The organism is Pseudomonas meliae, from assembly GCF_001400515.1.
GTDB lineage: Bacteria > Pseudomonadota > Gammaproteobacteria > Pseudomonadales > Pseudomonadaceae > Aquipseudomonas > Aquipseudomonas amygdali.
In genome coordinates this window covers 1-19,719 of the sequence record NZ_LJQT01000019.1, presented here as the reverse complement: position 1 = coordinate 19,719, position 19,719 = coordinate 1, and the positions used below count along the sequence as shown (strand labels likewise).

The following is a 19,719-nucleotide window of genomic DNA, read 5'->3' as shown; positions in this document are numbered from 1 at the left end:
CCCATCGAGAGGCCTATGCAATCCACTTTCCGACGCTCGACACTGGCAGCACTTCGTGGTTTTGCCTTGCCGAGCGATGCAATCTCCATTGTTCCTTCTGCCGCCGACTATCGGCGCTGTCTGCTGGAAAGGATCGCTTCGGCCACCCGGCGCATCTATATCATCGCGTTGTACCTGCAACAGGATGAAGCCGGTCAGGAGATCCTCGACGCACTGTACGCGGCCAAGGCTGCACGGCCCGAGCTGGATGTCGTGGTGCTGGTTGACTGGTTCCGCGCGCAGCGGGGTCTGATCGGTGCCGGGCGGCAACCGGGCAACTCGACCTGGTATCAGGCGCAGAACCTTGAATACGATGAAGAAGTGCCGATCTACGGCGTGCCGGTGCAAACCCGTGAGCTATTCGGCGTGCTGCACCTCAAGGGCAGCGTGATCGACGATTGTGTGATCTACAGTGGCGCAAGCATCAACAACGTCTACCTGCACAAGCTCGACAAATACCGTCTGGACCGTTACCACCTGATCGAAAGTGCGCCACTGGCCGACGCTTTCCAGAACCTGGTCCAGCGCGAAATACTCCCCTCACCGGCGGTGCACCGANNACCGCCTCGACCTGCAATCGCCACCTGGCTCGCGCAGCATTCGCAGCGAGATTCGCGCTTTTCGTGCGGACCTGAAACGCGCTGCGTACGACACTTCAGCAGGCGAAAAGGAAAACGGCGAGCTGCGGGTGATTCCGCTGCTGGGCGTCGGGCCGCGTAACAATCTGAATCGTGCCATCTGCGACCTGATCGCCTCGAGCAAGATCCAGCTGACCATCTGCACGCCGTATTTCAACCTGCCGGTGGCGGTCACCCGCGAAATCAATCGGGCGCTCAAGCGCGGTGTGCAGGTCGATATCATCATTGGTGACAAAACCGCCAACGACTTCTTCATCGACCCGGACGAGCCGTTCAAGGTGATCTCGGCCCTGCCCTATCTGTATGAAATCAGCCTGCGACGCTTTGCCCACAAGCATCAGAAGGCAATCGCGCAGAACCGCCTCAACGTGCACCTGTGGAAACACGGCGATAATACGTTCCACCTCAAAGGCATCTGGGTCGATCAGCGCTATACGCTGCTGACAGGCAACAACCTGAACCCTCGCGCCTTCAATCTTGATTTGGAAAACGCCTTGCTGATCGATGATCCGCAGGGCCAGTGGAGCGAAACGCGCGAGGCGGAAATCGCCCATTTGATGCGCAACACCCAACGCGTCAACCAGTACGACGAACTCGACACACTGGCCAATTATCCCGAAGGGGTACGCAAATTCCTCAAGCGCGTCAGCCGTGTGCGGGTCGAGCGATTGCTGTACCGGATACTCTGACCCTCAAGCCTGAGGCCGACATGCCTGGCATGTCGGCCATACAACCAAAGAAACAGGGTGTGTCAGGGCCGTTTCGCCCCCAACTGCTTCCACATCTTCTGCGTGATTTTGCGGCGGTTGCTGTAGCCTGCCCACGGGTCGGCCTTGAGTTTCTTTAAACGCTGCTCAAGGTTGGTGATGTCCCACTGCGCCGAGGATTTCAGGCCTGCCAGTTCATCCAGAGCAATCGGCACCGAGACCGGCAAACCTGGCCGGGCGCGCACCGAATACGCAGTCACGGTGCTGCCGCCACGGCTGTTGCGCAGGTAATCAATGAAAATTTTCCCTACCCGGTTTTTCGGCCCCATGGTCGCGGTGAAGCGTTCGGGCAACTGACGGCTGACGAATTCGGCGATAGCCTTGGCGAAGGCTTTAACCGTGTCCCAGTCAGCCTGCCGCGCCAACGGCACGATGATGTGCATGCCCTTGCCGCCGCTGGTCTTGAGAAAAGCCTCCAGCCCAAGCTCCTCCAGCACGGCGAGCACCATTTGCGTGGCTTCGATCATGCTGCGCCAGGGCAGCGCCGGGTCGGGGTCAAGGTCCAGAACAAAGTGATCCGGCGTTTCGATCCTGTCACGCGTAGCGCCCCAGGTGTGCAACTCGATGGCCCCCATTTGCGCGGCACCGACCAGCGCCTGCAATGAATCGATCTCCATCAGCGCGGCATGCCCGGGATCCAGAGCACGATCCAGCTGTTTGATGTGTGGAATCGCCAGATGCTCGGCGTGCTTCTGGAAGAACTGCTCGCCGTCGATGCCTTCCGGGCAACGCAACAACGCTACGGGCCGCTTGTTCAGATAAGGCAGAATCCATTCGGCAATAGACGCGTAGAACTGCGCAAGTTCGACCTTGCTGGTGCCGGTCTTGCTGTCGATCACCCGATCCGGATGGCTGATGCCGGTGCCCGCAACGTCTACTTTGCCTTTGCCGGCAGCGGTTTTCTTGCCTGAACGCGGCGCTGCCGATGTCGATTGCGTCCGGGTCTGGCTGGCAACCCTGGCGGGCTGAGCGTCTTCGCGCACCACCTCACTGGCAGGCTTGTCACTGCGCAACCCGACAAATGCGGCTTGTCGCACAATGCCTTCGCGGGTCCACTGGGCGAACTCCGCCTCACAGACCAGTTGCGGCTCTACCCACTGCACGCCACGGGCCTGAGCCGAGGTCAGCTTTTTCGCCAGGGGCGAATCCTTGCGCTGCAGCGGTTTGAGTTGTTGATAAAGCTGTTCAAGCGTCACCTCACTGAAGCCGGTGCCCACCCGCCCGGCATAGACCAGCCCTTCATCGCCTTCATTGACCGCCAGCAACAAGGCCCCGAATGCGGAGCGGCTGCCTTGTGGGGCGGTGTAGCCGACGATCACCAGTTCCTGACGCAACCGGCATTTGAGTTTGATCCAGTCGGCGTTGCGCTTGCCGATATAAACACTGCCGGCCCGCTTGCCGATGACACCTTCCAGGCCCATTGCCGTAGCGCTTTCCACAATATCCTGATGCCCGGCCTGAAACGCATCCGAATAACGCAGCAGGCGACTGCGCTGGGCGTCGAGCACTTGTTTCAAGGCGTCGCGGCGCTGTTCAAGGGGCACTTCACGCAGATCCTCCGCACTCAGGAACGGCATATCGAACAGGTAATACAGGATGTTTTTGCTGTTCCCTGCGTCAAAGGCATTCTGCAACCCCTGAAAGTCGGGCAACCCTTGCTTGTCGAGAACCACTACTTCGCCGTCGAACCAACTGTTTTGCAATTTCAGGCCCTTGAGCGCCTTGACCAGCTCGGGCAGCCGTTCGGTCCAGTCGTGGCCGTTACGGGTGAACAGGTGCACTTCGTCGCCCTGAATGCGGGTCAGAATGCGATAGCCATCGAACTTGATCTCATACAGCCAATCACCCGCTGGCGGTGCATCTACCAACGTGGACAGTTGCGGCGAAAGGGTTTCCGGGAAAACCGTTTTCGACTTCTTTTGCGCGGGCTTGCGCGCAGGCTTCGCTGCACCGGCTTTGGCTTTTTCGTTTGCGGCGCTGGCTTTTGGCTTCGCTGGCGCTGCACGCCCTGCCCCTACGTGCGCGCCGCTGATCACGCTCTGCGGCTGCTCCAGAGTAATGTCATATTCGGCGGCAGGTCGCGCAATGGCGTCCTTTTCTTTGATCAGCAGCCACTGCTCCTTGCTGCCGCTGCCCGTGAGCCGCGTGCGCACCAGCGCCCAGTCGCCGCTGAGCTTCTCGCCGACCAGGGTAAATTTGAGTTTGCCTTCCCCATAGGTTTTTTGCGGATCACCGTGCGGCTGCCAGACGCCACGGTCCCAGACAATCACATCACCGCCGCCGTACTGCCCTTTCGGGATGCTGCCCTCAAAATCGGCATAGTCCAGCGGATGGTCTTCCACATGCACTGCCAGACGTTTTTGCTTCGGGTCCAGACTCGGGCCTTTGGGCACCGCCCAGCTCTTGAGCGTGCCATCCAGCTCCAGTCGAAAGTCGTAGTGCAGGTTGCGTGCGTCATGCTTCTGAATCACGAAACCCAGCGCCTTGGCCTTGGACGAAGACTTGCCTTTGCGCGTGCTTTCGGCAGGCTCGGAGGTGATGGCGAAATTGCGCTTGCGCGTGTATTCACTGGCGGGCTTGGCCATGTCCGGTGTCTCCGTCTGGCTCAAGAGGCTTTGCTGGTTTTCTTGCGGGCTGCGGGCCGCTTGGGCTTGGCCGCGGCCTTGTCAGCAGGTTTTTCTTTTGCTGCGGGCTTGCTCGCTTTGCCTTTACTGACGCCCCCCTTGCCCGCCAGGCTGCGTCGCAGCAAGTCGGTGAGGTCAATGACATCGGCACTTTTGCGCTCTTCCTCGGCCGGATCCGTCTCGACATCCTCGATCTCGCCTTCGTCTGCCTTGGTTTTGACCAGGTGCATGATCTTTTCCTGAAAAGTGTCGCGGTACTGCTCAGGCTGCCAGTCGGCGCTCATGTCCTTGACCAGACGCTTGGCCATGTCGCGTTCGCTCTTGTTCAACTGTACGTCCGTCACTGCGTCACTCAGTTCCAGTGTGTCCAGCTCACGCACGTCGGCAGGCCAGCGCAGGATCACCATGACCAGCGCCGACTCCAGCGGCATGACCGCCGCCAGGTGTTCGCGGGTATGCAGCACGACATTGGCCAGTGCCACCTTTTTGGTGTCGACAAGGGTTTCGCGCAGCAGCGCATAGACTTTTTCGCCGCGTTTATCCGGGGTCAGAAAATAAGGCGTGTCGATGTTTTGCAAAGGAATCTGCTGGCTGTCGACAAAGGCGAATATGTCGATGGTCTGCGTCGATTTGGGGTGCGCGGAGCGAATTTCCTCTTCGCTGAGTACGACGTAACGATCCTTTTCGTACTCCACGCCCTTGACGATATTTTCGCTGGTCACCTCCTTGCCGGTGACCTTGTTGATTCGCTTGTAGCCGACCGGGTCCATGCTGCGCTTGTCGAGCCAGTCAAAGTCGACACCAATGCGACCGGTATATGCACCAGCCCGAAGCTGATTGCGCCCTTCCAGATTGCCCTTGCCATGGTCTGACTCCTGTTGATCCTGAAAAAGTGACTGGACCGGTCGAAGAAAAGTTTCGACAGCCTGACGAGTGCCGGAAAATCCGCGCAGGCGCAGCCCGTTTTTCATCTTGGCAATCTGACTGTCAACGTTTTGGCTTTTGGTGCGAACTGTATTAACGGGATGCTTACAGCCGTCAAAGCCTTGTAGTAGAGGGGTTCGCGCAAAGAGAAGCAGGATTTTTCAAGTCACATATGCGTTTAAGATCTAAAAATATGGTTTAACGTTCTTTTGCGGAATAAATCAGACGTTCTATAAATGGCCCCACCCCGAACGCTGTTGGCGAACTGTCTGCGAATCAACAGTTGGTCCCGTCAGCTTTCACTTAGCTGATCACTCCCAAGGATTTGTCATGAACGTTTTCTGGTTTCTTCCGACTCACGGCGACGGCCATTATATGGGCACGACAAAGGGCGCACGTCCCGTCACCCTCAATTACCTGAAACAGGTGGCGCAGGCCGCCGATGACCTGGGCTATTACGGGGTATTGATTCCGACCGGTCGCTCTTGCGAAGACTCGTGGGTCATCGCCTCGGCACTGGTGCCATTGACCGAGCGTCTGAAGTACCTGGTGGCGATCCGTCCGGGAATCATCTCCCCTACCGTCTCGGCACGCATGGCGGCCACGCTGGATCGTTTATCCGGCGGCCGACTGCTGATCAACGTGGTGACTGGTGGCGACCCGGACGAGAACCGTGGCGGCGGCAGCTTCCTCGATCACAGCGAACGCTATGAAGTCACCGACGAATTCCTGAAGATCTGGCGTCGCGTATTACAGGGCGAAGCAGTCGACTTCGAAGGCAAGCACCTGCGCGTGCAGAATGCAAAAGCGCTGTATCCACCGATTCAAAAGCCCTATCCGCCGCTGTACTTTGGTGGCTCTTCCGATGCCGCGCATGACCTTGCGGCCGATCAGGTGGACGTTTACCTGACCTGGGGCGAACCTCCGGCAGCTGTGGCCCAAAAGCTGGCCGATGTGCGTGAACGGGCAGCCCGCAAAGGTCGTACCGTGAAGTTCGGCATTCGCTTGCACGTCATCGTGCGCGAAACCAGTGAAGAAGCCTGGAAAGCCGCCAGCACATTGATCGAACACATCAGCGACGAAACCATCGCTGCGGCCCAGAAATCTTTTTCGCGCTTTGATTCCGAAGGCCAACGCCGTATGGCTGCGCTGCATGACGGACGCCGCGACAACCTGGAAATCGCGCCTAACCTGTGGGCGGGCGTGGGTCTGGTTCGTGGCGGTGCTGGCACGGCACTGGTCGGCAACCCGCAGGAAGTCGCGGCACGCATCAAGGAATACGCAGACCTGGGCATCGAGAGCTTCATTTTCTCGGGCTACCCGCACCTGGAAGAAGCGTACCGCTTTGCCGAACTGGTCTTCCCGCTGCTGCCTGAGCCTTACGCCAGCCTCGCCGGGCGCGGCATCACCAATTTGACGGGCCCGTTCGGCGAAATGATCGCCAACGATCTGCCCCCGCAGGCCAAGTGATGTCAGGGCAACTGCTGACCTTACCGCACTCGCCTGCGCTGGCGACCTCGATCAGAGCCACTGCGCAGGTATTCGAGGACCCCAAATCCAAGGATCTGCTCGCTCACGTACGCCAGGTGGCGCCCAGCGATGCCAGCGTACTGATCATTGGTGAAACCGGCACTGGCAAGGAACTGGTGGCACGGCACATCCACGAACTGAGTGCCCGTCGCGACAAACCGTTCGTGGCGGTCAACTGCGGCGCGTTCTCCGAGAACCTGATCGAGGCCGAGTTGTTCGGCCACGAGAAAGGCGCCTTCACCGGCGCGATCAGCGCGAAGGCCGGCTGGTTCGAAGAGGCCAATGGCGGCACGCTGTTTCTCGATGAAATCGGCGACCTGCCCATGACTCTCCAGGTCAAGCTGCTGCGCGTACTTCAAGAACGTGAAGTGGTCCGCCTGGGCTCGCGCAAGAGCGTGCCGATTGACGTGCGGGTGCTCGCAGCCACCAACGTACAACTGGAAAAAGCCATCAATGCCGGGCATTTTCGCGAGGACCTTTACTACCGGCTGGACGTGGTCAATCTGGAATTGAGCCCGCTGCGCGACCGGCCCGGCGACATCCTGCCGCTGGTCCGGCATTTCATAGAGGTCTACAGCCAGCGTCTGCGCCATGGCCCGGTGCGCATCAGCGCCGAAGCCGAGCACAAGCTCAAGACCTACAGCTGGCCGGGCAATATTCGCGAGCTGGAAAACGTTATTCATCACACCTTGCTGGTCTGCCGCGAAGGAGTCATTCAGCGTGACGACCTGCGCCTGTCGAACCTGAGGATCGAGCGTCAGGACGAACAGAATCCGGCTGACGAGTCAGCCGAACAGTTGCTCAATCGGGCGTTCCAAAAGCTGTTTGAAGAACAGGCAGGTGCCTTGCACGAGAAGGTCGAAGACACGCTGCTCAGGACCGCGTATCGCTATTGCCATCACAACCAGGTACACACCGCCAGCCTGCTGGGCCTGACCCGCAACGTGACGCGCACTCGTCTGATCAAGATCGGTGAGCTGGCGGTCAACAAACGCAGACCGGGTGAAAATATACAGGGCGACCGGATGCTGCATTTATCGGTGTGAAGGCCCAGACCGATGACGCGGAGCGTCATGAACGGCATTCCCACGCTGGAGCGTGAGGAACGAGCGCTGTCCGCAAGAACGCTATCGTGCCCATGCTCCGCGTGGGCATGCCTTTCTGGACGCTCTGCGTCCTCTCCTGATCACGCGGCGATTCACGACAAACGCATCGCCAGAGCCTTGGCCTGAATCGCCACGTCGGTCACTGCGGTGCTTTCCCACCACATGCCGCGCAGTGGCGGGCCCATGGCGAACAGGCGTGACGAGCAGCGACCTTGCGCGTCCAGCACCGCGCCACCGGCGTCGGCAGCAATGCCCAGCGCCAGCGGTCCGGGCTGAATCAAACCTCGCAGCAGCAATTGCCGAGGCAACGGGCGATCCACGCGTCGCCAGTCGTACTCGATGCCGGTAGAGTTGATCAAGGCATCGCCAACTATCTGCGTCGGTTCGCTATCACCGCGCCGACGCACGCTGATCTGCACCTGGCCTGACGGCAGGCTCGCAACAGCCTGCAACGAAGCGGCGTCAATGCTCAGCCGACCTTGCCTGATCAGTTGCGCCAGCAGTGCGGCGCTGGGTGGCGGCGAGCGATGGTGATGACTCTCCCACCATGGCCGTACATGACGGACAAACTGGCGGCGCTGCCTGTCACTGGCCTGATTCCACAGCCTGCCAACGTTGGCGCGCACGGTGTCCAGCGGGGCCTGCCAGTCAATGCCACTTTCGATGGCCAGCTCGCACTGCTCGCGCACCTTGCGTACCAGTTGGCGAGTGCTGCGGATACTCGGGTCCTGCGCCAGGAAATCAGACCATTCCGGTGGCTGGCGCCGCACATGGGGCAGCAGGCCATGCCGGGAATAGATCTGAATCGGCCCGCGGTGCCCGGCCTTTTCCAGTGAGACCAGCGCATCGACCATGGTCAACCCCGAGCCGATGATCAGCACCTTTGACTGCGGATCAAGCTTTTTCATCACCGCCACATCCCAAGGGTCCAGCGCTGCCGTGTTCAGCTCGTTCGAATCGCGTTGCGGGGTGCGTGAAGCCGCGTACATGCCGGTCGCCAGCACGGCACGGCTACCGCGCAACTTAAGGCCGTCAGCCAGCGAGACACTGACCCCACCTTCATGGACCTGCAGGTCGACTGCCTCGCCGGGCACATGCACGGCGGTCGAGCCAAAGGCTTCAGCAGCGCTTAGGGCTTCACGCAGTCGCTGCTGAACATAAAGCCCGAACACACCGCGTGGCGGAAACAGTTCGGCGACCGGGACCCTCTGCTCATAAGCTTCAGGCCAGCCCCCGGCGGCCAGATAGTCAGTCAGCCACTGGGTGAGGTCATCCGGATTATCCGGATCGACGCTCATCCGCGCAGCGTTGCCATTGAGCGTATGGCCCGGCTCCGTCGCACTGTAGGCCTCGCCCCTGCCGAGTTCGCTGCGGGTTTCGATAATCAGGATTCGGCGCTGGCCCGGTCTGCGCAGCAGTTGCGCCGCCAGCATGGTGCCGCTCAGACCGCCGCCGATGATCAGAATGTCAGCCGTCTGGTGGAAATCTTCGGTCATCGAACAGCGCCTCGGTCGAGTTGCGATAAAGAATCGGAAAGGTCAGAGCACCACATTACGCACGAAGCGCAGGGGCACATCGGCGTCGTTGCAGTAGCGGTGCGGCTGGTTGCTGGGAAACATGAAGAACTCGCCCGCCCCGACCTGCTGCACGGCCGCAGGGTCGGCAAAGCGCAACGTCAGATGCCCTTCGACGACGTAGACCTGTTCACTCCAGCCATCGGGATCGGCCTCCGAGACATAGGCGTCCCCAGGCTGCAGGCAGAATTCCCACAACTCCACCTCGCGCCGGGCAACGGCCCTGGCCAGCAGCACCGCCTTGCTGCCGATGATCGTACCGGCCCATGCCAGCTCGTTGATGCGGCTGTAATCACGATTTTCAGGTGCCTGGATCAGGTCGCTGAACGCCACTTCCAAGGCTTCGGCCACGCGGTCCAGTGTCGCCAGGCTGACGTTTTTCTCGCCGGCCTCGATAGCGACCAGCATGCGTCGGCTGACTCCGGACTTCTCCGCCAGAGCCGTCTGGCTGAGGTCCGCACTGTTACGCAGACGCCGGACGTTCTGGCTGACGTGCTGCAGCACCGGAGGGCGCTGGGAATTTTCTTTGTGCATGCAGGTGCTCACATCAAACCGTTGCGCATTATACTGCCCAGCCCAGGGACACTGTCAGGTTGTTCCGCCTTTCACCGCGCGCATGGCAATTAACAGGAACCAGGAGCTGACATGAAGTCTATCAGCCGCATACCCCGCATCAGCAAGGCAGAAGCCGTTCTGATTCTGATTACCATGCTCTGGGGAGGCACTTTTTTACTGGTACAGCATGCGCTGACCGTCAGCGGCCCTATGCTCTTCGTCGGTCTGCGTTTCGCCGCAGCGGCGCTTATCGTAGCGCTGTTTTCAATGAAGGTGCTGCGCGGACTGACCTTTCTTGAACTCAAGGCCGGCGTATTCATCGGCACCGCGATCATGCTTGGTTATGGCTTGCAGACCATTGGACTGCAAACCATCCCAAGCAGCCAGTCCGCCTTCATCACCGCGCTCTATGTACCTTGCGTACCTTTATTGCAATGGCTGGTGCTTGGCCGTCGACCGGGATTGATGCCGACACTGGGCATCCTTCTCGCCTTTATCGGGCTGATGCTGGTATCCGGGCCGCAAGGCGCTTCTCTGCAACTCAGCTCCGGCGAGATCGTGACGCTGATCAGTGCGGTGGCCATCGCCGCCGAGATCATCATGATCAGTGCCTATGCCGGCAAGGTCGATGTGCGGCGGGTCACCGTGGTGCAACTGGCAACCGCCTCCACCCTGGCCTTTCTGATGATCGTGCCGACTCAGGAACGCTTGCCGGATTTCTCCTGGCTGCTGGTGCTCAGCGCGGTGGGGCTTGGCGCGATGAGTGCGATTATCCAGATCGCGATGAACTGGGCACAGAAAAGTGTTTCGCCTACACGCGCCAACGTGATTTATGCCGGTGAACCGGTCTGGGCCGGGATTGTCGGAAGACTTGCCGGGGAGCGCTTGCCGGGTATCGCCCTGCTGGGCGCAGCACTGATTGTGGCCGGGGTGATCGTCAGCGAAATGAAGCGGCGTTCTGCCCCCGGTGAACAGAGCCTTGCTGAAGAAGATGGCATGCGCAAAGCCGAGTGAACGGCGGCTATTGTGCGCCGTGAAACACATGTCCCGTGACAACTTTTTGCTGTCTTAAAAACAGCAGACACTTTTTGTAGGAAATTTCGGAAACAGTCCCTTTGGTATCGGGGTGTCTGGCACGTATGATGCTTGACATTCCCCTGCAGATTAGAAGCCTATGTCCCTGATAGTTCTACTGCTTCTGCCTTTCATCGGCAGCTGTCTGGCGGCCTTTTTGCCGCACAACGCGCGTAACGCAGAATCGTTTCTGGCCGGTCTGGTCGCCCTCATCGGCGCTATCCAGATGGCATTGTGGTTCCCGCAGATCGCCGACGGCGGCGTTATTCGCGAAGAGTACTTCTGGCTGCCGAGCCTGGGGATGAACTTCGTTCTGCGTATCGACGGCTTCGCCTGGCTGTTTTCGATGCTGGTGCTGGGCATTGGTGCGCTGGTCTCGCTTTACGCCCGCTACTACATGTCGCCGGATGATCCGGTACCGCGTTTCTTCGCGTTTTTCCTGGCTTTCATGGGCGCCATGCTCGGCCTGGTGATGTCCGGCAATCTGATTCAGATCGTGTTTTTCTGGGAGCTGACCAGCCTGTTCTCGTTCCTGCTGATCGGCTACTGGCACCACCGCGCCGATGCACGGCGCGGCGCGTACATGGCGCTGATGGTCACCGGTGCGGGGGGGCTGGCGCTGCTGGCCGGCATGATGATCCTCGGCCATGTGGCCGGCAGTTACGACCTGGACCGTGTCCTGGCCTCCGGCGACGCGATTCGTGCGCATGCCCTGTACCCGGTGTTACTGACCCTGATTCTGATCGGCGCGCTGACCAAAAGCGCCCAATTTCCCTTCCATTTCTGGCTGCCCCACGCAATGGCCGCCCCTACACCCGTGTCGGCGTATCTGCACTCGGCGACCATGGTCAAGGCCGGGGTGTTTCTCATGGCACGAATGTGGCCTGCGTTGTCCGGCACTGAGCAATGGTTCTGGATCGTCAGCGGCGCAGGTGCCTGCACGCTGATTCTGGGTGCCTACGCGGCCATCTTCCAAAATGATCTGAAGGGCCTGCTGGCCTACTCGACCATCAGTCATCTGGGCCTGATCACGCTGTTGCTGGGCCTCAACAGCCCGCTGGCTGCGGTAGCTGCGGTCTTTCACATTCTCAACCACGCTACCTTCAAGGCCTCGCTGTTCATGGCCGCCGGGATTATCGACCACGAGAGCGGAACGCGAGATATCCGGCGTCTCAGTGGGCTGGTGAAGCTGCTCCCCTACACCGCAACACTGGCGATGGTCGCCAGTGCATCGATGGCCGGCGTGCCGCTGCTCAACGGGTTTCTGTCCAAGGAAATGTTCTTTGCCGAAACCGTGTTCATTTCCGCCACTGCCTGGGTCGAAATTGCCTTGCCAGTGATCGCGACCATCGCCGGGATATTCAGCGTTGCCTATTCGCTGCGCTTCACGGTCGATGTGTTTTTCGGTCCGGCCGCCAAGGACCTGCCGCACTTGCCGCATGAGCCGCCGCGCTGGATGCGTGCGCCGGTAGAACTGCTGGTGCTGACGTGCCTGATCGTGGGGATTTTCCCGGCACAATCGGTCGCTCCCCTGCTCGCCGCCGCTGCGCGTCCGGTAGTCGGCGGGACATTGCCCGAATACAGCCTGGCGATCTGGCACGGCTGGAACCTGCCGATGGTTATGAGCCTGGTGGCGATGGCTGGCGGTATCATCCTGTATCTATTGCTGCGCAAACCTCTCAAGCACGAGCGCATTACTGCCCCGCCGCTGGTGGGCAGACTCAACGGCAAGCGTTTTTTCGAACGCAGTCAGGTGGTGATGATGCATTGGGCGCGGCGTTTCGAGCGCAAGGTCAGCACTCGTCGCTTGCAGCCGCAACTGTTTCTGCTGGTACTGGCAGCCGTACTGGGCGGCTTCATACCGATGTATTTCAGTGGCCTGACCTGGGGCGACCGCCCGAAGATTCCGGGCTCCGGGGTGTTTGTCACGCTTTGGCTTATCGCAATTGCCTGCGCAATAGGTGCAGCCTGGCAAGGCAAGTATCACCGTCTGGCAGCACTGGTCATGGTCAGCGTCTGCGGCCTGATGACCTGCATCACCTTCGTCTGGTTCTCGGCACCTGATCTGGCGCTGACTCAACTGGTCGTGGAGGTAGTGACGACGGTACTGATCCTGCTCGGTCTGCGCTGGCTACCGCGACGCAATGAAGACGTCGCCCCATTGAGCGCGCGCCTGCGCGCTCGTACCCGGCGAATACGCGACTTCGGGCTGGCGGTTCTTGTCGGCCTGGGTATGGCGATATTGTCCTACGCCATGCTGACCCGTCAGACACCCAATGCTATTTCGTCCTTTTACCTGAGCCGCGCGCTGCCTCAGGGCGGTGGTACCAACGTGGTCAACGTGATGCTGGTGGATTTCCGCGGCTTCGATACGTTTGGCGAAATCACCGTGCTGGCGGCGGTAGCCCTGACAGTGTTTGCCCTGTTGCGACGCTTCCGCCCGCCGAAGGAAAGCATTCTGCTGCCCACACAGCAACGCCTGCTGGCCCGTGACGTGGTGACTGATCTGGTCAACCCGCGCAGTGCCAGCGATACCGCACTCGGTTTCATGATGGTTCCGGCAGCGCTGGTGCGATTACTGTTGCCGATTGCCTTCATCATCTCGATGTACCTGTTCGTTCGTGGTCATAACCAGCCAGGTGGCGGATTTGTGGCCGGTCTGGTGATGTCGGTGGCGTTCCTTCTGCAATACATGGTGGCAGGTACCCAATGGGTCGAGGCGCAAATGAGCCTGCGCCCGTTACGCTGGATGGGCACAGGCCTATTGTGCGCGGTTCTGACCGGAGCCGGTTCCATGGTGCTGGGTTATCCGTTCATGACCACGCACACCGCGCACGTCGATTTGCCGGTTCTGGGCGATATTCACATTGCCAGTGCGCTGTTCTTTGATGTCGGCGTGTACGCCGTGGTCGTTGGCTCGACGCTGCTGATCCTCACCGCACTGGCTCACCAGTCGGTGCGCAGCCACCGTCCGACGCAACTGCCCAAGCCCGTTGCCAACCCGCAAGGAATCCTCTGATGGAAGAAGTCATTGCAATCGCCATCGGCGTGCTGGCCGCCTCGGGCGTCTGGCTGATCCTGCGCCCACGCACCTTTCAGGTGGTCATGGGGCTGTGCCTGCTGTCCTACGGGGTCAACCTGTTCATTTTCAGCATGGGCAGCCTGTTCATCGGCAGAGAACCGATCATCAAGGACGGTATTCCCCAGGACCTGCTCAATTACACTGACCCACTGCCGCAGGCGCTGGTACTGACAGCAATCGTCATCAGCTTCGCCATGACCGCGTTGTTTCTGGTGGTACTGCTCGCCTCCAGAGGCCTGACCGGCACCGACCATGTAGATGGCCGGGAGCCCAAGGCATGAGCTGGATGAATCAACTGATCATTGCGCCGATCCTGCTGCCTTTGCTGACCGCTGGGCTGATGCTCTGGCTGGGCGAAAAGCATCGGCCGCTCAAGGGACGTATCAATCTGTTTTCCAGCATCCTCGGGCTAGGCATTTCCGTGGTGCTGTTTCTCTGGGTGCAGCACAGCGGCAGCAGTGGTTCGATCGGTGTCTACCTGCCAGGCAACTGGGGTGTGCCGTTCGGTATCGTGCTGGTGGTAGATCACCTGTCGGCACTGATGCTGGTGCTGACCGGCATAATCGGTGTCTGTGCCCTGTTGTTCGCGCTGGCGCGCTGGGACCGGGCCGGTGCCAGTTTCCACGCACTGTTCCAGATCCAGCTTATGGGGCTATATGGCGCATTCCTGACCGCCGACCTGTTCAACCTGTTCGTATTCTTTGAAGTGCTGCTGGCAGCGTCATACGGCTTGATGCTGCATGGCTCCGGCCGGGCGCGGGTGTCGACCGGCCTGCATTACATTTCGATCAACCTGCTGGCTTCGTCGCTGTTCCTGATCGGCGCTGCGCTGATCTACGGCGTAACCGGCACGCTTAACTTCGCCGATCTGGCGATCAAGATCCCGCAAGTGGCAGAGTCCGATCTGGGCCTGCTGCATGCAGGCGCTGCCATTCTGGCCACGGCATTTCTGGCCAAGGCAGGTATGTGGCCGCTGAACTTCTGGCTGGTCCCGGCCTATTCGGCAGCCAGCGCGCCGGTAGCGGCCATGTTTGCGATCATGACCAAAGTGGGCGTTTACACCCTGCTACGCCTGTGGACACTACTGTTTTCCGGTCAGGCCGGGGCCTCGGCATTCTTCGGCGGCGACTGGTTGATCTACGGCGGCATGGCGACGATTTTCACCGCTGCTATTGCAATCATCGCTGCCCAGCGCCTGGAGCGCCTCGCCAGCCTGAGCATACTGGTATCAGCGGGCATTCTGCTGTCAGCGGTCGGTTTTGCCCAGCCGAGCCTGACTTCGGGTGCGCTGTTCTACATGGTCAGCTCGACGCTGGCGCTGAGCGCAATGTTCCTGCTGGGCGAATTGGTCGAGCGTTCCCGCTCGGCCAACGAGATCCCTCTGGAGTACGACGTGGATCAACTGCCCCGCACCCTTGAGTCGCTGCATCCGCCACCCGGCACCAACCTGGACGACGAGCAGAAAGTCGTAGTCGGTCAGGTCATACCCATGACCATGGCATTTCTGGGCCTGAGCTTTATCGCCTGCGCGTTGCTGATTATCGGCATGCCACCGCTATCGGGGTTCATCGGCAAACTCACGCTGCTCAGCGCGTTGATGAACCCGCTGGGGCTGGACGTCGCGCAGGACGAAGCGCTCTCGACCCCGGCATGGATGCTGATCGGCCTGCTGATCTTCTCCGGGCTGGCGTCGCTGATCGCTTTTTCCAGGCTTGGCACACAGCGCTTCTGGACACCACACGAGCGCCCTTCGCCGTTGCTACGACGCAATGAATGCTTGCCGATCATTATCCTGCTGGGCCTCTGCGTTGCGCTGACGTTCAAGGCCGAGCCCTTGTTGCGCTATACCCAGGACACCGCCGCCGCGCTGCATGAGCCCAAGCAGTATGTGCAGTCGGTCCTTGCCACACGTCCGATACCCGGCCCTACCAGCCAGGAAATCAGTTCGGAGGGGCAGCCATGAAGCGCCTGTTTCCGGCTCCTCTGCTTTCTCTGGCACTGTGGCTGTTGTGGCTGGTGCTGAACCTGTCGATCAGCCCCGGCCACCTGCTACTGGGTGCGGTGCTGGGCTTGCTCGCGCCCTTGCTGATGGCACCACTGCGCCCGCTGCCGGTGCGCATCCGCAAACCTGGCACAATCCTGAAGTTTCTGTGCCTGGTCGGGTGGGATGTGGTGGTGTCCAATCTTCAGGTCGGTTTGAGCGTATGGCGGCTCGAAAGTCGTCCGCCACGCTCGGCTTTCGTGCGTATCCCGCTGGACCTGCACGATGCCCATGGCCTCGCCGCGCTGGCGATGGTCACCACGGTCGTACCCGGAACGGTATGGTCGGAACTGGCGCTGGATCGCAGTGTGCTGCTGATGCATGTTTTTGATCTGGAGGATGAAGCGCAATTCATCGAACACTTCAAGACCACCTATGAGCGACCGTTGATGGAGATCTTTCAATGAGTGCATTGCTCGACAACGCGATCCTGATCAGCCTGCTGATCTTCGCCCTGGCGATGGTGATCACCCTGCTGCGCCTGCTCAAGGGTCCCTCAGCCCAGGACCGGGTGCTGGCGCTGGACTACCTGTACATCATTGCCATGCTGATGATGCTGGTGCTCGGCATCCGTTACGCCAGTGACACGTACTTCGAAGCCGCCATGCTGATTGCCCTGTTCGGCTTTGTCGGCTCCTTCGCTCTGGCCAAATTCCTGCTGCGCGGAGAAGTGATCGAATGACCGGACTGCCGAACACCGTGCCCTTCTGGGCTGAGATACTGACCGCCGGGCTGCTGATCGCCAGCAGTCTGTTTGCCTTGACCGGTGCACTCGGGCTGCTGCGCCTCAAGGACTTCTTCCAGCGCATGCACCCGCCAGCCCTCGCGTCGACGCTGGGCGCCTGGTGCGTTGCGCTGGCGTCGATCATCTATTTCTCTGCACTGAAGGCAGAGCCGGTGATTCACGCCTGGCTGATTCCGGTGCTGCTGGCAATCACCGTACCTGTGACCACGCTGCTGCTGGCACGTACGGCGCTGTTCCGCAAGCGCATGGCCGGTGACGCTGTGCCCGCAGAAGTCAGTAGCGGCACTGGCAATGGAGAATCGGCAGGCGGCTGAATCTTCAGCCTGGCCAGCGTTACTCGCTGGCCTTGAAGGTCAGCTCGCCCTTGCGCCATTTGGCGGCCTTGCCGACTGCGCCTTTGAGAACCTTGCTCATACCGGTCTGCAGCTGCTCTTTTGCGGCAAACACCATGACCACAGCCTGACCTTCCTTGAACACAATGCCGTGGCCTTCAGGGATATCGACGAATGCATATTCGCCCAATCCATACACAGTCATTTTGATTTCACGGAATTTCAATTCGAGCTTGCCGCCTTCACGGCTTGGCAATACCGACGCGCGGAAATGATCGCCCACCTTGAGCTCCAGGCGCGGCTTGTCGTCGACGACCAGAGCGGTTTCGGTGTCGATTTCAGCGATATAAATACCTTCGGCTGACTGCTCGGTGATGTAGACAAAACGGGACTGAAACTGCTTGACCAACTGTGCGCGGAGATCGCCGAGCACGAACAAGGCATGGGTATCCAGATTACTTACAGCCAAAGTACAAACCCTCAAACATAAAAATGAGGCTGCCTGATGTCAGGGCAGTCAAGAAAGTGGTTAATCCATAGACCGCGTCAAGCGACCGGATTTTTTCCGGCACGCTGCACGCGGAAGCGCTGAAAGCGCCACCGCAAACCTTGTGCAGGCGGGTGGCGGATTCTACCGGCTCATGGCAGCTACGGGATATATACCTTTTGTACACTGCAGTGTCGCAAAAGCGCTGGAGCCCTGAAACCGGCGGCCAGCTTGACCACGACTTAAAGGCTGGACGGGTTCCAGCCAGGCGATCAATGTGCATTCGGCGATACTGGAAACATATCACTTGTAGGCAGAGCACAAAAGGCCATCTTCTCATAAGGCCAAATGCATCGAACTCTTGCGTGCGTCGGCCACTCCCATAAGAACTGATGAAGACGGGGATATCCCCCGGCGAGGAGATGACATGGAACAGACTACAACGACCATCAACGACCTGTTCGCCCAATTGGCACTGGATTCATGAGAGCATCGAAGCGTTCATCGCCAGCCACCCCCTGCCTGACGACGTGAAGCTGATTGATGCCGACTTCTGGACGCCGCGGCAGGCTGACTTTCTCAAGGAGCAGCTGCATGAGGATGCCGAATGGGCGATGGTGGTCGACGAACTGAATGTGCGCCTTCACAAAAAGCCCGAGTGAACCACTCGGGCGTTGATTCCTATTGCGGATAACCGGGCTGGCCGACATTGGGGTGCAATGTCCTGCCACCCGGTTGCGGGGCATGCACAAAAACAGCGTCACTAAAGGTGCCCATTCTGCCCACCACTGCGTTCCAGTGCGCAGACTGATGGATATAGCGCCAGCGCAATAGCTGCTCTGCATGACTGTCCAGTAAGTAAGGCCCGCCTCGCGCATAATCGATCAGGCGGGCTGAAATGCCTTCGAGCTCGGGAGGAAGCTGAAATTCAGGGCTGTTCGGCACCGGGTCGAAAGGTACCCCCTCATCACACGCCAGTGCATGCATGACCTGTAACGACACCCTCGACAAGTGACCAAAGACCTGGCGGTTCATACCCACTGCAGCAACGATCGTTTTCATGCCACTCAGGTTTTTTCTGCACGGGTAACATTTGCTTTCGCAGGTCTGAACCCTCAGAAATGCCTGTCTGTCCAGCGGGTCGATCCAGTCATCCCGGCTCATGGTACTTAACAGGGCCTGGGCGTTCTTCCAGCAAGGCGCCGCCTCACACGGGCTGTCACGGTTGACCAAGCTGCTTTGCGGACGCGTGAGCAACACGCTTTCTTCCATCTGAGGAGGATAACCACCGCCGATATCGGAATGGGCACCGGGTAAAACGATTTCTTTCGGCCATTCCGGCAGGACGCTGTTAAGCGCGAAGTTGCGCCGTGATTCATCACGAGCAACCAGATGCAGCACCTGTTGGGCACAACCCGGCGGCAGGTACAGATTGACCCTCCTGTTGCTCGCGTCCCGGGTATTATTGCCCATATCCCTGAAACTGCCGATGGCGGCGACCGTGTCGAACAGGCCGATAACCTTGAGTTGTACACTGCCGTTGCGCCAGCTGAAATGCTCACTCAGCCTGACTTTGCGGCTTTGAAGTATCGGCTCAAGCATTCCTGCCCGCTGTTTCAGGATTTCGTTGGCCAGGTGCCTGGCCGACGCAGCCCCTCGACTGAAGCCGAATATGTCCAGTTCAAGCGCTTCCAGTACACAATCCGGGTTGTCGTGTGGAAATGCCTTCAATACCGTTTCAAGCTTTCTGAATGCATTTTCCACTTTGCATATCACACCAGTGGTGCCACGGTCGAAACTCTGTCCCGGCCATACCGAATCACGCCCGCCGGAGGTAGTACCCGCCCCGCTTACATAGATCGGGTAGTACACCTTCACGCCTGCACTGTCATTTTCGGCGACACGTTGCAGCCGATAAAGATCAACCAGCCTGGCTATATTACTCAGATCATTACTATAACTACTGCCAGGATGGACATGACGACCCGCACACTCTTTAATGTGCTGACCACCATTCATTTCAATCAATGCCTGACAGTCAGCCCCGATCTGGCTGTTGACGCGATTATTTCCCGTGCCGTCGAAGAAAATTCCGATCCGTGCGGTAACACGCCGCGTTACCACATCCGAGATTGCTGCTGTTTGTTCGGCACTCCATTTATCGTTCATATCTTTTCCATCCTTAGGGAGACGCTGAACAA

At 59.5% G+C, this 19,719-nt stretch carries 15 protein-coding genes and 3 pseudogenes; 12 read left to right on the top strand and 6 right to left on the bottom strand.

Annotation, left to right across the window (positions count from 1 at the left end; translation table 11 throughout):
* Positions 1-15 precede the first annotated feature (15 nt).
* Positions 16-1,366: pseudogene (pssA, locus tag ALO64_RS00800) on the top strand (CDP-diacylglycerol--serine O-phosphatidyltransferase).
* Between the two features lie 62 nt (positions 1,367-1,428).
* Here the strand turns inward: pssA and ligD are convergent.
* Both ligD and ku read right to left on the bottom strand, forming a co-directional pair.
* A complete protein-coding gene (gene ligD / locus ALO64_RS00795; RefSeq protein WP_044343465.1) occupies positions 1,429-4,029 on the bottom strand; it encodes a DNA ligase D in 2,601 nt (866 codons plus the stop codon).
* Positions 4,030-4,049: 20 nt separating this feature from the next.
* Positions 4,050-4,933, bottom strand: a pseudogene (gene ku / locus ALO64_RS00790) (non-homologous end joining protein Ku).
* Between the two features lie 389 nt (positions 4,934-5,322).
* Between ku and ssuD the strand changes: the two are divergent.
* Both ssuD and ALO64_RS00780 read left to right on the top strand, forming a co-directional pair.
* A complete protein-coding gene (gene ssuD / locus ALO64_RS00785; RefSeq protein ID WP_044343464.1) occupies positions 5,323-6,462 on the top strand; it encodes an FMNH2-dependent alkanesulfonate monooxygenase in 1,140 nt (379 codons plus the stop codon).
* Positions 6,462-7,568, top strand: a complete 1,107-nt coding sequence (locus ALO64_RS00780; RefSeq protein ID WP_044343463.1) for a sigma-54 interaction domain-containing protein — start codon at positions 6,462-6,464, stop codon at positions 7,566-7,568. The genes ssuD and ALO64_RS00780 overlap by 1 nt, the downstream gene beginning before the upstream one ends.
* Positions 7,569-7,720: 152 nt before the next feature.
* Here ALO64_RS00780 and ALO64_RS00775 read toward each other — a convergent pair whose 3' ends face one another.
* Both ALO64_RS00775 and ALO64_RS00770 read right to left on the bottom strand, forming a co-directional pair.
* Positions 7,721-9,124, bottom strand: a complete 1,404-nt coding sequence (locus tag ALO64_RS00775) for an FAD/NAD(P)-binding protein (RefSeq protein WP_044343462.1) — start codon at positions 9,122-9,124, stop codon at positions 7,721-7,723.
* 42 nt (positions 9,125-9,166) lie between these two features.
* Positions 9,167-9,736, bottom strand: a complete 570-nt coding sequence (locus ALO64_RS00770) for a helix-turn-helix domain-containing protein (protein ID WP_044343461.1) — start codon at positions 9,734-9,736, stop codon at positions 9,167-9,169.
* A gap of 111 nt (positions 9,737-9,847) precedes the next feature.
* Between ALO64_RS00770 and ALO64_RS00765 the strand changes: the two genes are divergently transcribed.
* The 7 genes from ALO64_RS00765 to ALO64_RS00735 all read left to right on the top strand — a co-directional run bounded on the left by ALO64_RS00765 (position 9,848) and on the right by ALO64_RS00735 (position 17,013).
* Positions 9,848-10,771, top strand: coding sequence for a DMT family transporter (locus ALO64_RS00765; RefSeq protein ID WP_044343460.1), 924 nt, complete (start codon positions 9,848-9,850; stop codon positions 10,769-10,771).
* A 160-nt stretch (positions 10,772-10,931) separates the two neighbouring features.
* On the top strand, positions 10,932-13,850 hold the full coding sequence (locus tag ALO64_RS00760; protein WP_005780667.1) for a monovalent cation/H+ antiporter subunit A: 2,919 nt from the start codon (positions 10,932-10,934) through the stop codon (positions 13,848-13,850).
* On the top strand, positions 13,850-14,194 hold the full coding sequence (locus ALO64_RS00755) for a Na+/H+ antiporter subunit C (RefSeq protein WP_002554068.1): 345 nt from the start codon (positions 13,850-13,852) through the stop codon (positions 14,192-14,194). Before ALO64_RS00760 ends, ALO64_RS00755 begins: the two co-directional genes overlap by 1 nt.
* Positions 14,191-15,876 (top strand): monovalent cation/H+ antiporter subunit D, encoded by a 1,686-nt coding sequence (locus ALO64_RS00750; RefSeq protein WP_004665728.1) that lies wholly within the window; start codon positions 14,191-14,193, stop codon positions 15,874-15,876. The genes ALO64_RS00755 and ALO64_RS00750 overlap by 4 nt, the downstream gene beginning before the upstream one ends.
* Positions 15,873-16,361, top strand: coding sequence for a Na+/H+ antiporter subunit E (locus tag ALO64_RS00745; RefSeq protein ID WP_005732668.1), 489 nt, complete (start codon positions 15,873-15,875; stop codon positions 16,359-16,361). The genes ALO64_RS00750 and ALO64_RS00745 overlap by 4 nt, the downstream gene beginning before the upstream one ends.
* The gene (locus ALO64_RS00740) at positions 16,358-16,636 is read left to right on the top strand and encodes a K+/H+ antiporter subunit F (RefSeq protein WP_002554071.1); all 279 of its coding nucleotides are present in this window, start codon (positions 16,358-16,360) and stop codon (positions 16,634-16,636) included. The genes ALO64_RS00745 and ALO64_RS00740 overlap by 4 nt, the downstream gene beginning before the upstream one ends.
* Positions 16,633-17,013 (top strand): Na+/H+ antiporter subunit G, encoded by a 381-nt coding sequence (locus ALO64_RS00735; RefSeq protein ID WP_044343459.1) that lies wholly within the window; start codon positions 16,633-16,635, stop codon positions 17,011-17,013. The genes ALO64_RS00740 and ALO64_RS00735 overlap by 4 nt, the downstream gene beginning before the upstream one ends.
* Positions 17,014-17,032: 19 nt before the next feature.
* Here the strand turns inward: ALO64_RS00735 and ALO64_RS00730 are convergent, their stop codons facing one another.
* Positions 17,033-17,500, bottom strand: a complete 468-nt coding sequence (locus ALO64_RS00730; RefSeq protein ID WP_002554073.1) for a hypothetical protein — start codon at positions 17,498-17,500, stop codon at positions 17,033-17,035.
* Between the two features lie 445 nt (positions 17,501-17,945).
* On the opposite strand from ALO64_RS00730, the pseudogene ALO64_RS00725 reads away from it, so the two are divergent.
* Positions 17,946-18,180 (top strand): annotated as a pseudogene (locus ALO64_RS00725) (DUF2789 domain-containing protein).
* A gap of 19 nt (positions 18,181-18,199) precedes the next feature.
* Here the strand turns inward: ALO64_RS00725 and ALO64_RS00720 are convergent.
* On the bottom strand, positions 18,200-19,567 hold the full coding sequence (locus ALO64_RS00720) for a T6SS phospholipase effector Tle1-like catalytic domain-containing protein (RefSeq protein WP_235804964.1): 1,368 nt from the start codon (positions 19,565-19,567) through the stop codon (positions 18,200-18,202).
* Here ALO64_RS00720 and ALO64_RS26060 point away from each other — a divergent pair.
* On the top strand, positions 19,496-19,719 hold a 224-nt coding region (locus ALO64_RS26060; protein WP_235804965.1), incomplete at its 3' end, for a hypothetical protein. The two genes, ALO64_RS00720 and ALO64_RS26060, sit on opposite strands and share 72 nt — an antisense overlap.